General features: G+C 67.2%; 18 protein-coding genes. 13 read left to right on the top strand and 5 right to left on the bottom strand.

The annotated features are described in order from the left end of the window. Nucleotides 1-15 precede the first annotated feature (15 nt). The 11 genes from KQ910_RS03980 to KQ910_RS03930 all read left to right on the top strand — a co-directional run bounded on the left by KQ910_RS03980 (nt 16) and on the right by KQ910_RS03930 (nt 7,887). Entirely contained in the window at nt 16-288 is a 273-nt protein-coding gene (locus KQ910_RS03980) for a hypothetical protein (RefSeq protein ID WP_216957182.1), read from the top strand. Continuing rightward, nucleotides 279-653: a hypothetical protein gene (locus KQ910_RS03975; protein WP_216957181.1), complete on the top strand. Its 375-nt coding sequence runs from the start codon at nt 279-281 to the stop codon at nt 651-653. Before KQ910_RS03980 ends, KQ910_RS03975 begins: the two co-directional genes overlap by 10 nt. Nucleotides 654-687: 34 nt before the next feature. After that, the gene (locus KQ910_RS03970; RefSeq protein ID WP_216957180.1) at nt 688-987 is read left to right on the top strand and encodes a hypothetical protein; all 300 of its coding nucleotides are present in this window, start codon (nt 688-690) and stop codon (nt 985-987) included. A gap of 78 nt (nt 988-1,065) precedes the next feature. After that, nucleotides 1,066-2,139 carry a zinc-binding dehydrogenase gene (locus tag KQ910_RS03965; RefSeq protein ID WP_216957179.1) on the top strand — a complete coding sequence of 358 codons (1,074 nt, stop codon included), beginning with the start codon at nt 1,066-1,068 and terminating at the stop codon, nt 2,137-2,139. 7 nt (nt 2,140-2,146) lie between these two features. Further along, a complete protein-coding gene (locus KQ910_RS03960) occupies nt 2,147-3,529 on the top strand; it encodes a GH1 family beta-glucosidase (RefSeq protein ID WP_439653314.1) in 1,383 nt (460 codons plus the stop codon). Next, nucleotides 3,526-4,476 (top strand): glucokinase, encoded by a 951-nt coding sequence (gene glk / locus KQ910_RS03955; protein WP_216957178.1) that lies wholly within the window; start codon nt 3,526-3,528, stop codon nt 4,474-4,476. Before KQ910_RS03960 ends, glk begins: the two co-directional genes overlap by 4 nt. Next, the gene (locus KQ910_RS03950) at nt 4,473-5,582 is read left to right on the top strand and encodes an SbmA/BacA-like family transporter (protein WP_216957177.1); all 1,110 of its coding nucleotides are present in this window, start codon (nt 4,473-4,475) and stop codon (nt 5,580-5,582) included. Before glk ends, KQ910_RS03950 begins: the two co-directional genes overlap by 4 nt. A gap of 83 nt (nt 5,583-5,665) precedes the next feature. Continuing rightward, the gene (locus KQ910_RS03945) at nt 5,666-5,983 is read left to right on the top strand and encodes a glycine zipper domain-containing protein (protein WP_216957176.1); all 318 of its coding nucleotides are present in this window, start codon (nt 5,666-5,668) and stop codon (nt 5,981-5,983) included. After that, complete coding sequence (locus KQ910_RS03940) at nt 5,980-6,297, top strand: hypothetical protein (RefSeq protein WP_216957175.1); 318 nt, start codon at nt 5,980-5,982, stop codon at nt 6,295-6,297. Before KQ910_RS03945 ends, KQ910_RS03940 begins: the two co-directional genes overlap by 4 nt. Before the next feature lie 37 nt (nt 6,298-6,334). Then, on the top strand, nt 6,335-7,162 hold the full coding sequence (locus KQ910_RS03935; protein ID WP_216957174.1) for a universal stress protein: 828 nt from the start codon (nt 6,335-6,337) through the stop codon (nt 7,160-7,162). Beyond that, nucleotides 7,141-7,887, top strand: a complete 747-nt coding sequence (locus KQ910_RS03930; protein WP_216957173.1) for a L,D-transpeptidase family protein — start codon at nt 7,141-7,143, stop codon at nt 7,885-7,887. The genes KQ910_RS03935 and KQ910_RS03930 overlap by 22 nt, the downstream gene beginning before the upstream one ends. Nucleotides 7,888-7,919: 32 nt before the next feature. On the opposite strand, the gene KQ910_RS03925 is transcribed toward KQ910_RS03930, so the two are convergent. The 4 genes from KQ910_RS03925 to KQ910_RS03910 all read right to left on the bottom strand — a co-directional run bounded on the left by KQ910_RS03925 (nt 7,920) and on the right by KQ910_RS03910 (nt 10,949). Continuing rightward, the gene (locus KQ910_RS03925; protein ID WP_216957172.1) at nt 7,920-8,600 is read right to left on the bottom strand and encodes a helix-turn-helix domain-containing protein; all 681 of its coding nucleotides are present in this window, start codon (nt 8,598-8,600) and stop codon (nt 7,920-7,922) included. Between the two features lie 90 nt (nt 8,601-8,690). Beyond that, entirely contained in the window at nt 8,691-9,650 is a 960-nt protein-coding gene (locus tag KQ910_RS03920) for an ABC transporter transmembrane domain-containing protein (RefSeq protein WP_216957171.1), read from the bottom strand. Next, the gene (locus tag KQ910_RS03915) at nt 9,637-10,014 is read right to left on the bottom strand and encodes a response regulator (protein ID WP_216957170.1); all 378 of its coding nucleotides are present in this window, start codon (nt 10,012-10,014) and stop codon (nt 9,637-9,639) included. Before KQ910_RS03915 ends, KQ910_RS03920 begins: the two co-directional genes overlap by 14 nt. Nucleotides 10,015-10,112: 98 nt before the next feature. Then, nucleotides 10,113-10,949: a universal stress protein gene (locus tag KQ910_RS03910; protein WP_216957169.1), complete on the bottom strand. Its 837-nt coding sequence runs from the start codon at nt 10,947-10,949 to the stop codon at nt 10,113-10,115. A gap of 163 nt (nt 10,950-11,112) precedes the next feature. On the opposite strand from KQ910_RS03910, the gene KQ910_RS03905 reads away from it, so the two are divergent. Beyond that, nucleotides 11,113-11,592 carry a DUF992 domain-containing protein gene (locus KQ910_RS03905; protein ID WP_216957168.1) on the top strand — a complete coding sequence of 160 codons (480 nt, stop codon included), beginning with the start codon at nt 11,113-11,115 and terminating at the stop codon, nt 11,590-11,592. 19 nt (nt 11,593-11,611) lie between these two features. Beyond that, nucleotides 11,612-12,163: an HdeD family acid-resistance protein gene (locus KQ910_RS03900; protein WP_216957167.1), complete on the top strand. Its 552-nt coding sequence runs from the start codon at nt 11,612-11,614 to the stop codon at nt 12,161-12,163. Between the two features lie 33 nt (nt 12,164-12,196). Here KQ910_RS03900 and KQ910_RS03895 read toward each other — a convergent pair whose 3' ends face one another. Beyond that, nucleotides 12,197-12,613, bottom strand: coding sequence for a translational machinery protein (locus KQ910_RS03895; RefSeq protein WP_216957166.1), 417 nt, complete (start codon nt 12,611-12,613; stop codon nt 12,197-12,199). Nucleotides 12,614-12,672: the final 59 nt, after the last annotated feature.

Below are 12,672 nucleotides of genomic sequence, written 5' to 3'. Positions count from 1 at the left end.
CGAAAGAGCCGGGCCTTGAGCCACATCAAGGGCCGCTCCCGCTTTCCGGCCTATGGGGAGGGTGTATCCGGCACGGAGCAACCCATGCTGCGCTGGAGCGCTTTCTGCTCGATTGGCGTTCTGGGCTTCGGTGGGCTGATCCTGGCGGGTCTTACTCGCGACGTTCGCGTTTTCGTCATCTGTCTTCCGTTCAGCCTGCTGGCCGTCCTGCTCTGGTGGTGGCGAATGAAGGACGCCGACGATGCCCGACCGCCGCACCGAGACACGGGAGATGACAGATGCAATTGAAACAGATTCGACTGGAACTTGCCCGGACGCCCGAGTTCCCCAACGGAAGCGCGGTGCACGGTTACGAGCTTGTGGCTCCCCTGGATGGCAAGGGTCATCTCGACTCGGCGGGCTTCTCGGATGCCAAGTCGGCCTGCACTGTTCGCCGGTTCTGGGACGGAGCCGACGACGAGCATGGTTCGCTGATCCATACGCGGGGCGGCTGGGTTTTCTCCTATGCGCCGGGCCCGGATGACGACGAGCCGATCTTCAAGCTCGACCGGCATCAATTCACCGTCGGCGACTACATCACCGTCACCGAGCACGATGGCGTTGCGAGACCGTTCCGCGTCGTCGAGGTGAAGCCCGCCATCCTTCGTCGCTGACGGCAACGGGTGCCCTGATTCCAAGGAGGTCCACATGTCCGCACCATGGTCATCCATCATCCCCGAGCCCGGCCTGTCCGCTGCGGGCGATTCGTTCGTCGAGTGGCAGCGCGGCGTGACCGAGTTCGCCTTCCGGCGCCTCAATCGCAACCTGCAGTGCTGCCAGGATTTCATGAGCGCACGTACACCGGCTGAGCTGCACAAAGCCCAGCAGGACTGGGCCCTGCAGTTCTCGTCCGACTACCAGGGCGAGATCCGGCGGCAGATGGAACTGCTGGCCGCTGCGCCCGCCACATCGGACGAGGTGCAGGAGTCGGCAGCGCTCGTCGCCTGATCTCCGGCTGGTTGAGGCAGATCAATCCGCCGTGACCGGCACGAGACTATCGTCGTGCGTGAAACGCGGAGGAAGGTCATGGCCAGGATGATGGCGGCCGTTTTTGCCGAACCGGGACGCATCGTCCTGGAATCACGCCCGGTACCTGACGTCGGGCCCTCCGATGCGCTGGTTCGCATCTCGACCACGACGATCTGCGGCACCGACGTTCATATTCTTCGCGGCGAGTATCCCGTCCGCAAGGGACTCATCGTCGGCCACGAGCCGGTCGGGATCGTCGAGAAGCTCGGCTCGCAGGTGAAGGGCTACAAGGAAGGCCAGCGCGTGATCGCCGGTGCGATCACGCCCAGCGGGCACAGTTATGCGTGCCTCTGCGGCCAGCCTTCGCAGGATGGACCCGATACGCGGCACGGTTTCAAGCCGGCGGGCGGCTGGCGCTTCGGCAATACGATCGACGGCTGCCAGGCGGAGTTCGTGCTGGTTCCGGACGCGATGGCCAACCTCTCGCCGGTGCCGGGCAATCTCAGCGACGAGCAGGTTCTGATGTGTCCCGACATCATGTCGACGGGGTTCGCCGGCGCCGAGAGCGGCCAGGTCCGGATCGGCGACACGGTGGCGGTGTTCGCCCTCGGGCCGATCGGGCTTTGCGCGGCGCTCGGGGCGCGGCTGATGGGCGCGACCACCGTGATCGGCGTCGATACCGTTCCGGCGCGGATGGCCGTCGCCCGCAAGCTCGGCATCGATCACGTAATCGACTTCCGCAAGGTCGATCCGGTCGTGGCGATCCGCGAGCTCACCGACGGGCGCGGCGTCGATGTCGCCGTCGAGGCGCTCGGCACCCAGCAGACCTTCGAGAACGCCCTGCGGGTGCTGCGTCCCGGCGGGACGCTGTCGAGTCTCGGTGTCTATTCGGGCGACCTCCGCATTCCGCTCGACGCCTTTACTGCCGGACTGGGCGACAACAAGATCGTCACGTCCCTCTGCCCGGGCGGCAAGGAACGCATGCGCCGCCTGATGGCTGCGGTCGCTTCGGGCCGTGCGAATCTGGAGGCGCTGGTCACGCACCGGTTCAGGCTCGCCGACATCGAGATGGCCTACGACCTCTTCGCCCATCAGCGCGACGGCGTGCTGAAAGTGGCGATCACGCCGTGAGGCCGGCATGACCCGTGCCACCGACCCGGCCGCACGGCCGACGCCCTCCCCGATGCCGCGCGATCCGCTGCGCCCGGGTTTCGTCTGGGGCGCGTCGACCTCGTCGTACCAGATCGAGGGCGCTGCCCGGGAAGACGGCCGCGGCGAGAGCGTCTGGGACCTGTTCTGCCGCCAGCCGGGACGAATCCAGAATGGCGATACGGGCGACGTGGCCTGCGATCACTATCACCGGTATCGCGAAGACGTCGCCCTGCTGAGGGACCTCGGCGTCGGGGCCTACCGTTTCTCGATCGCGTGGCCGCGTGTCCTTCCGTCCGGCAGGGGGTCTCCGAACGAAGCGGGGCTCGCTTTCTACGATCGGCTCGTCGACAGTTTGCTGGCCGCCGGCATCGAGCCGTGGGTCTGCCTCTACCATTGGGACCTTCCGCAAGCCCTGCAGGAGGCGGGAGGCTGGGCCAACCGCGACTGCGCAAGCTGGTTCGCCGACTATGCGCGCGTCGTCGCGAGCCGCCTCGGCGATCGCGTCAAGCGTTTCGCGACCTTCAACGAACCGAGCGTTTTCACCCTCTTCGGCTATGCCTTCGGCTGGCACCCGCCGGCAGTGGACGATGCGGCCAGCCATCACGCGGCGATCCATCACGTCAACCTGGCGCACGGGATGGCCATCGACGTGCTGCGCGACTACGTGATCGGCGCGTCGCTGGGCGCCATCCACAACATGCAGCCGGCGCGTCCGGTGCAGGCGACGCCTGAAGACAGGGCAGCCGCGAGGATGCTCGACTGCTACTGGAATCGCGCGTTCGCGGATCCGCAGATGCTGGGCGCCTATCCAGATGCCATCGCGTCCCGCATGGCGCCGTTCTGCCGCGACGGCGACCTGGAGCGCATCCATCGCCCGGTCGACTGGCTGGGCATCAATCACTATTCGCCGGTCTATGCGCGGGCCGATTCCGCGTCGAGGCTGGGTTTCGCGTGGAGCGACGCGCCGGCCGACGCGCCGCGCTCGCCCATCGGATGGCAGATCGACCCCGCCGCCTTTCGCGACGTCCTGCTCGATGCCTGCGACCGCTACGGGTTGCCGATCTACGTCACCGAGAATGGCGCGGGCGCGGTCGAACTGGCGGATGCCTCCGGCGCCATCGACGACCGCGAGCGCATCGCGTATCTCGCGGCGTATCTCGAGGCGCTCGAAGAAGCGACCGTGCTCGGTGCGGACGTTCGAGGCTATTTCGTGTGGTCGCTGCTCGACAATTTCGAGTGGGGCGCCGGCTATTCGAACCGCTTCGGCATCGTCAGGGTGGATTACGCCACACAGGCGCGCACCCCCAAGGCGTCGGCCAGATGGTACGCGGCGCGAATCGCGTCGCACCGCGCGAAGGCGACGGCGTGACCTGCCGTCTCCTGGCTGACGTCGGCGGGACGCGCACCCGGTTCGCGCTTCTCGACGGCGACCGGCTGGGAGCCATCGAATCGGTGCCGACGGGCGCCTATTCGAGCGCCGTCGATGCGTTCCGTCACTTTCTCAACGGCCAGGCGGAGGGCGTCGTCGTCGAGGAGGCCGTGATCGCGGTGGCGGGTCCGGTCTCGGGTGGACGCTGCAAGCTCACGAACGCGTCCTGGGTGCTGGAGAGTGAGCAACTCCAGCGCCTCCTGTCGCTGCGCGACGTTACGCTCGTCAATGATCTCGCCGCTCTCGCCTGGGGTGTGCCGAACCTCACGGACGGCGAAGTCGTCACCATCGGCGACGGCTATTGCGATCCGGGCAGTCCGGTCGTCCTGCTGGCGCCCGGCACCGGACTGGGTGTGGCCTGCTATATTCCCGGCGCGGAAGCCCCGCATGTCCTGTCGAGCGAAGGCGGGCACGCGACCCTGGCTGCGAGCGATGCGGCTGAAGCCTCGGTGGTCGAATTCCTCCGCCATCGCTTCGATCACGTGTCCGCCGAGCGTGTGCTCTCGGGAAGCGGGCTGGTAAATCTCCATCAGGCGCTCGGTGGCCACGAGGGCGGCGCCGAGGTGCTCACCCCCGAGGAGATCGTTCGGGGTGCCCTGCAGGGTGACAACCCGCAGGCGGCCAAGGCGGTCGACATGTTCTGCGGCTTCCTCGGGTCGTTCGCCGGCGATCTGGCGCTTCTGTTCGGCGCCAAAGGCGGCGTCCTGCTTGGGGGCGGCATCGGGCCTCGCCTCGTTTCGGTGCTTCAGCACTCGGCGTTCCGGGCGAAGTTCGTTCGCAAGGGCCGATTCGAGCCCTACGCCACCCGGATCGCGACCCGAGTCATCGTCCGTCCGGAGCCGACCTTCCTCGGTCTCAAAGTCCTGGCGACGAGAAGCGGGGCGTGAGGGAAGACGCGCCCTCCGCCGTGGGGCGAGGATCGCTGCGGCGTTTTTGGCGTACGGCCGCGGGTTTCGGAATCGGCGCGGGAAGCTGGCTGCCCTGGCTTCTCATCGGGGCGCTCGTCGTCTGCGTGATCGCCCAGTTGCTCGTCCAATACCGACTGAACATCTGGAACCGCGACTTCTTCGATGCGCTGGAGCAGCGCAACGGCTTGGAGATTCGGAACCAGACCTACCTCCTGCCGCAGTTCGCGGCCGCCAGCATCGCGCTGGCCGCCTTCGCGGTCTGGGCGCGCATGACCTTCCAGCGGCGGTGGCGCGGTTGGCTGACCAATCGCCTGCTCGAGCTCTGGCTCGACAACGACAACTGCCGTCGGCTCGATGCCGGCGCGGACGAACCGCAGCTGCCGGAGTACCGCATCGCCGAGGACGCACGCATCGCCACGGATGCGCCGATCGATCTGGTCACCGGACTCCTGTCGTCGGTCCTGACCGCGTCGACCTTCGTGGTCGTCCTCTGGACGATCGGCGGCAGCCTCCCGGTCGGTCCCCGCGAGCTGGGCTTCGAGTTGCCGGGGTACCTGGTTTTCGCCAGCGTTTTCTATGCAGCCCTGACGACGGGAATGATGATCCTCGTGGGGCGCCGGATGGCGCATGTCATCGAGCGGAAAAACCAGGCGGAATCGGAATTGAAGTTCGCCGTGGCCCGGCTCCGCGCGGCACAGGGCGACCAACGGGCACCTGGCGCGATCGCCCAGGCCGCGCCCGTGGGGTTCGCCTTGGAAGAGGTGTTGCGCACCTGGGCTTCGCTGTGCGGCCAGCATGTGCGGACGACGCTCGTCTCGCATGGCAACACGCTGCTCGCGCCGATCATCGGATTGATCCTCTGCGTACCGAAGTACATCGACCGATCCTTGTCGCTGGGGGAGGTGACACAGGCCGCGGCGGCGTTCGCGGCGGTCCAGATCGCCTTCAACTGGCTCGTCGACAACTATCCGAGACTGGCCGAATGGGCCTCGTCCGCCAGCCGCGTCGGCGTCCTGCTGCTGGCGATCGACCGGCTTGCGGTCCTGTATCCCCGTGCTGCAGGCCCTGCAGCTCCGCGACGGTAGCGTTCGGCATCGCGGGTTGATGTACGTCAAGGGGCCGGCTTGCCGCGCATGCGACGATGATGCGTCCATGAGGGGAGGCTGCCGTGACGAAGGATACCTACGGTTATCTCGGCGTCGAACCGGGTGTGCTGCGCGAGCAGCTGGAGAAGCTGGCGGCGACCCTCGAGACCATGGTGAACGCCGAGAGCAAGGAGGCGCTGCACAGCGCCGACGAGGCCGCCCGCGGTTTGCTGGCCAAGGCCAGGGCGCTCGCCGACAAGATCGATGTGGATCAAGCGGCCGCCCTCGCTCGGGATGGGCGCCAGGAGCTCGAACGGTCGATCCGTGAACGGCCCTGGACGTCGGTGGCCTGCGCCGCGGCTGCCGGCCTGCTGCTGGGTGTCCTGTTGGTGCGCCGGTGAGCGACACAAAGGCGGCATTGCCGGGCGCTACGTCCGTCATAAGCGTGGCGCTGCGGATACTCGGCTTGATGGCTGCCACCATGGCAGGCAACGCCGCCCGCAGGACCGCCCGGCGAATCGGCGGGTGGAGCGTGGTGGCGATGCTTTGCACGGTCAGCGTCGGTTTCTTCAGCTTCGCCGCCTTCAGCTTCCTCGCGCGTTGGCTCGACAGTTCGTATGCCGGCCTGATTCTCGGCGCGGTCTATCTCGTGGCGGCGCTCGTCTTCGCCCTGATCCTCCAGTCGGGTGACCGGCGCGAACGATCGAGCCGCTGAACGGGCTTCGGCAATCGGAAGCGGCGGAGGCAATCCCATGAACTACCGGACGATACTGGTGTCGTTGCCACCGGGCCGCGCGAACGGACGGCTGATGGCGGCGTCGGTGGATCTGGCGAAGCGCTTCGACGCCGTCCTTCTCGGGCGCGCCGCGTGTCGGCCGATCCATTGCCTTTGCCACGACTATCCCGTTCCCGCCGGCCTTTTCGAAGAGGACCGCCGGCAACGGGAGCGGCATCTGCTGGAAGCGGAGGCGGATTTCCGGACGGCTACCGCAAGCCTGAGGCAGCCGGCCGACTGGAGCGGGCGCAGCTGCCTTGAGCCGCTGGCGGACCATCTTGCGGGAGAGTCGGCCGCCGCCGATCTCATCATCGCGGGAACGGCCAAGAAGGGCGATCCATTCGACGCCACCCGACAGCCCGATCTCTGCGATCTGGTCATGAAGGCGGGCCGACCGGTGCTGCTTCTGCCGCAATCCCGCGACCCGGCGTCTTTCGACCGCATTCTGGTGGCGTGGAAGGACTCGCGGGAGGCCCGGCGGGCGATCGCCGACGCGCTGCCCCTGCTGAAGGCAGCCACCAGAGTGACCGTCGTCACGATGGACGCGGCGGAAGACCAGGCGCTTGCCCGCACCAGCGTCGCGCGCGTGGCCAACTGGCTGGCACGCCATGACATCAAGGCGGAAACCCTGGTCGTTCCCACGATGAAGGCCAACGCGTCGCAACTTCTGGAGATTGCGCGGGGTGGCGATGCCAACCTGATCGTGGCGGGCGCCTACGGATACAGCCGCGAAGGGAAATGGACGCTGGGCGGCGTCACGGCAGAGCTTCTGACGGGAGAGCGATGCGCCTTTCTTTCACACTGATCCTCGCCGGAGCTGCGCTGCTCCTGCTTGCGGCTTGCGGCGGCAACCAGCCGGTGCCCGCCGAGAGCGCGGCGCCGCCGCAGCGCGACGAGAGGAATGCCGCGCTGCGGGCGGTCGGTGTCGATGTCCCGGTCCGTGGCAAGTTCGTCGTGGTGAACATCCCGTCGTTCGAGCTCGTCGCGTTCGAGAACGGCACCCCCGTTCTGCGCAGCCGTGTGGTCGTGGGCAGGCGCGCCACCCCCACGCCCGAGCTGGCGACGGCCATCGTCGCGGTGAAATTCAATCCGTCCTGGACCCCCACGCCCGCGATGGTGCGATGGGAGGGCGCCCGCTTCATGCCGCCCGGGCCGCACAACCCACTCGGCCGGGTGCTCTTCGAACTCGACAACGATCAATTGATCTTCATGCACGATACGAACGACCGGTCGTACTTCGAGAAGACCAGCCGTGCCTTCAGCCATGGATGCATCCGCGTGGAGCAGGCGCGCGAGCTTGCCGGCTGGGCCCTGGATATGACGCGACAGGAAATCGATTCGTCGATTGCCGCAGGCGCGACACGACGTGTGCCACTGGCCGCCGAGATCCCCACGCGCCTCGTCTACCGGACGCGCTTTCCCGATGCCGCGGGGCGGCTGATCGATCATCCGGATGTCTATGGACGCGGCACGCTCACGCAGGCCGCCGGCGATCATCAGGGATCGGAAAACTGTTCCGGCGCGCTTTGATGCGGCGTGCCGCGTGGGAAAGCCGGGCCCGATCAGCAGCCCTGGAGGTGACGCAGTCCCTTGATGTCGCACAGGTCCACGTCGCGGCTTCCCGAGCGCAGCCCGATGAGGTGGTTGCGCGCCAGCTGGGTCAGGGTGCGCGACACCGTCTCGATGGTGAGGCCGAGGTGGTCGGCGATGTCGGCGCGCTGCATCGGCAGGACGACATGCCCGTCCTGCTGCGAGAGCCGCTCCGCCATTTCCAGCAGGAAGCTGGCGAGCTTCTCCTGCGCCGTCTTGCGGCCGAGCAGCAGCATGTGGTCCTGCGCCCGCTCGAGGCTGCGCATCATCGACATCATGACCTGCTCGCCGAAGGCGGGGTCGTCGGCTGTCAGTTCGACGAGGCGGGACCGGCGGAAGGCGATCACGGACGTGGCCTCGACGGCCTCGGCGGTGAAGCGGTGGTCGCTGTCGGCCTCCAGGCCGAAGATGTCGCCGGGCAGGTGGAAGGCGTCGATCTGGCGCCGGCCGTCGCTGAGCAGCTTGTAGGAACGGATCGAACCCGAAACGACCTTGTAGAAGTAGTCCGCCTCGTCGCCTTCGGCGAACAGCTCGTCGCCCTTGGCGAAATGCTGCGTGAGGCCGATCGCGCCGGAGCGACATGCGGGGGTGGCTGAGCGCTTGAAGACGATCGCTGGGGTCGAGTGCTGCGGACGAATGGCGGTTGTTTGCATCTTGTCCCCCTGACGGTGATCTCGATCGAACTGTCAGTTGGGTACCTTGAGTTCATGGCGGCTGCTATTCGGGTCTTAGACTAAGGGATTCTACGTAGTCCGCCGCGAAAGACCGTTCACGAACTCTGAGAAAAGCCGGTATTTCACGCTGACGACGGCAAACTCGCGGGCCCAGTTCACCAGGTCGCCCCAGGGATCGTTGAGCTTGCCGAGGCCGCCGACGATGGCCACGACGGTCCCAACCTCCATGCGGCCTGCCAGCACCTGCCATCCGCCCAGACACAGGGCGGAGGCGACGCCCAGGTGGTGCATCATGTTCATCAGCAGGTTGAGCGTGAACTTCCGCCGGTAGATTCCCATGTTGAGCGTGAAGACGCGGCCGATTGGCCCGCGGGCCCAGGCCCATCCCGCCGTCCGGGCGACGACATGGTCCACCACGCCGGCGCTTATGCTCCGCTTCACGAGGATCCTCTCGCGTGCCCTGCGGTTGATACCGGCCTGCAGGAGCGGCACGAAGACGGTCTGCGGCAGGAAGAACGCAAGGCCGAGCAGGGCCAGCCGCCAGTCGAGCATGACCATGTATCCGATCAGGCTCACCAGGATGCCCGCCTGCAACAGCGGCTCCGAAAGACTGATGCCGGTGAAGCCGCCGATCGGTTCGGCCTCCTCCAGCATCATCGATATCTGCGCTCCGATCTCCTCGGTCGAGCCGGTGCGATCGGTCCGCTCGGCGGCCAGCGACACGTTGCTCCGCAGGTTTCTCACCGAGTCCTCGGCGACCCAGCCGCGGTAGACGTTGAGGAGGAGTTTCAGGACCTGCTCAGCGAGCGCGACCCCTGCATAGCCGCCCGCCAGCCACATCACGGTCGAGAACGATCCGTGGTCGACCAGCGTATTCACGAGGCGGCGCTGCAGTTCGAGCGGCAGGGCGGCCAGCGCGAAGACCGCCACCGAAAGCGCGGCCAGACCGATCTGATGGCGACCCGAGTAGGCTACGACGTATCCGGCGACCCGCCGCGGCAGCAAGGTGCCGGGCTCAGGCGCTGCCATGGAAAATGTGCTGGATCGTCTCGACGAGCCCCGGCCCGCTGAGAGGCTTCTCGAGCACGGCACTCACGCCCAGCCGGGCGGCCCTGCCTCGCAGCGCCCGGTTGACCAGGCCGCTGATCAGGATGATCGGCAGGTCGGGCTTGCTGCCGCGCAGGCGCTCGATGAGTTCGAGCCCGTCGACCTCCGGCATCCTGTAGTCGGTGATCAGAAGGCAGTTCCGGCAGGGAATGGATTCGGCGAGGAGTCCGGCGGAGCTGGCATAGCTGCGGACGCAGAAGCCCTCCGCATGCAGAGCGAAAGAAAGTGCGCTGCGCACTGCATCGTCGTCGTCCACCACCAGGACAAGAGGCGCCTCGATTCCCATGTCGCATGGTTCTCCACCGGGCGCGGCCGGGCATTGATCCAGAGCAAACCCGCGCTCGCCCTCGCGGCGGGCAAGATCGCCCAGCGGCGCCGGCGGGCTCAATGGGAGACGAAGAGCGGAACGGTCGTTCGGGCGAGCACCGCCCGGCTGGCGCCTCCGAGGATCATTTCGCGCATCCGGCCATGCCCGTAGAGCCCCATGACGATCAGATCGGCATCGACGTCCGAGGCCCGTGAAAGGATCACGCCGCCGACGTCATTGTCCGCGGCGACCTCCCGCAGCACCGTCACCGCAACACCGTGGCGCGCCAGCCATGCCGCGACGTCGGCGCCCGGCTCGGCGCCGTGGCCATCGGGGGAACTGCGGGGATCGACGACCAGGATCGTCACCTTCTTGGCACCGCGCAGGAGAGGCAGCGCATCGGCCGCCGCCCGCGCGCTTTCGCGCGATGCGTTCCAGCAAAGCAGGACGTTCGTACCCGGTGTCCTTTCGGCACCGGCGCGCGGAACGACGAGGCAGGGCCGTCCGGCCGACAGGGCAACGGCCTCCGGCAGGTCGGTCGGGGTCGATGTTCCGGCATCAGGATCAGCCTGTCCGATGACCAGAAGATCTGCATATCGTGCCTGGCTGGCGAGAACGGCGTCGATGTAACCGTCGGCGACCCGCCATTCGTGGGAAAGCTGGCGCCCCCTGACGGTGCTTTCGAAGGCGGCCTTGGCGGTGCCGGCCTCCGCCTTGAGGGCGGCATCGTAGCTCGTGAACAGCGCGTCCATGGCGACGCCGCCTTCGAAGAAGGCGGATACCTGGAGGGGCGGTCGCGCATGCACGCCGACCAGGTGCGCCGACTCCCGTTGGGCCATTCCGGCCGCAAGGGCGAGGCGCCTGCCGGCCTCGGGGGCCGCATCGCAGTGAACGAGAATGGTCTTGAAACCCATGGCCACCTCCCCAGTTCGTCCCGGCCTTGGTCGCACGGCAGGAAGAAGCCGGCCTTGATGTAGGTCACGAGGAAGACCCGGCTTTTCTTGATGTGTCTCAAGGCGACCGCGCGAGCATCGACTAGGCTCGCCGCATCAGGTCACCCTTGGAATGGAGTCCACAATGTTCGCCCGCACTTTCGGTGTATCGGCCGCAATAGCTGTTCTCGCCGCTCTCGCTGCTCCGGCCTCGGCGCAGACGAAGTCCGGCGTCAATGCCGGATCGCTCACCTGCACCGTCTCCGGCGGCGTCGGTTTCGTGTTCGGCTCGTCCAAGGACCTCACCTGTCTGTTCAGCCGCAGCAACGGCGTGGCGGAGCGCTACACGGGTACCGTCAAGAAATTCGGCCTGGACGTCGGTTTCACCAAGGAGGCGCAGATCGTCTGGCTGGTGTTCGCCCCCGGTAGCCTCTCGGCCGGCGCGCTGGCGGGCGTCTATGCCGGCGCGACCGCCTCGGCCGCGGTCGGAGCGGGTGTCGGCGCCAATGTCCTGGTCGGGGGCAGCAACAACCAGGTTTCATTGCAACCGGTCAGTGTCGAGGGAAGCGTGGGCCTGAACGTGGCGGCCGGCATCGCCGAGGTGGAGCTACGAGCCGCGAAGTAGCCGGAGATCGGCGGGGCTCGTGTCTCCGGATCGCGACGAGAGTGTACCGACGGCGGTGCCGACCGACGATCCTCCGCTGCTGAAGTGGCGGGGGATCGCGGCCATCGCCTTCGCGGCGCTCGTCTTCTTCTGGCCGCACCTGGCGGCCGTCCACCTGGTCTATCTGTGGGGCGGCTACTCCCTCGTCGATGGTCTTCTCACGTGGGCAGTGGCCATCAGGGGCGGACCGGGTACGCCGCGGGTCTGGCTGGGCTTGATGGGAGGCGCGGGCGTTGCCTGCGCCGCTTCCGTGATCGTGGCGCCCGAACTCGTGGGCCGCTATCTGGTGCCGCTGGTTTCGGCCTGGGCCGTGTGTACCGGCCTGCTGCAGCTCTGGATCGCGCTGAAGATCCGGGGAGCAGTCGAACGGGGATGGGTCGTGTCGCTCGACGGGCTGGGCGCGATCGCCTTCGGTCTCGGCTTGCTGTTGTTCTATCGCTTCGAGTTCGAGGCGTTCGTGTGGATGATCGGGATCTTCTCGGGAATGCTCGGCGCGCTGTTCCTGCTCGCGCACGCGTGGCTCGACGGATGACCCGTCGAGCGCATCTTCATGATCCGGGCCCGCTCACTGCGGTGTGCGACCGGCCTCGGCAACGGGGCCGCCCATACGGTCGATGGCCTTGAAGGCGCGCCGGGCATGGGCGACCAACTCGCCGTCGGTCGGGTGATCCATCGCTTCGACGCCGGCCAGCCGCTTCAGGTCGTGGGGAAGGTGTGCCTCCAGGTGCCGGACGAGCGCCAGCTTGGCCTGCCCGGGCCCGACGAGAAGCCAGCTCGTCGTACCGCGAACGGCGTCGACGATGCGATCCAGGAAATCGAGTTCGATCGCCGCATGGCCGGACCCGATCGCGCCGGCCTTGTGATGGACCTTGCGGAAGGGATTGTGCGCCTTGAGCACCTCGCTTTCGACGTCCACCGCGTTGAAGTGGAAGACGTGGGCTTCCTTGCTGTCCATCCAGACGATTGCGTGATTGTGCGTCATTGGTGCTCCCGTTCTCGCGGCGGACTGTGCGGGCGGAACACGCGTTCCACCTTGATGTG

It is taken from the genome of Reyranella humidisoli (assembly GCF_019039055.1).
In the GTDB taxonomy this organism is placed as follows: Bacteria; Pseudomonadota; Alphaproteobacteria; order Reyranellales; family Reyranellaceae; genus Reyranella; species Reyranella humidisoli.
Note: the sequence above shows the minus strand (reverse complement) of the source record. Positions and strands in the feature narration are given on the sequence as shown.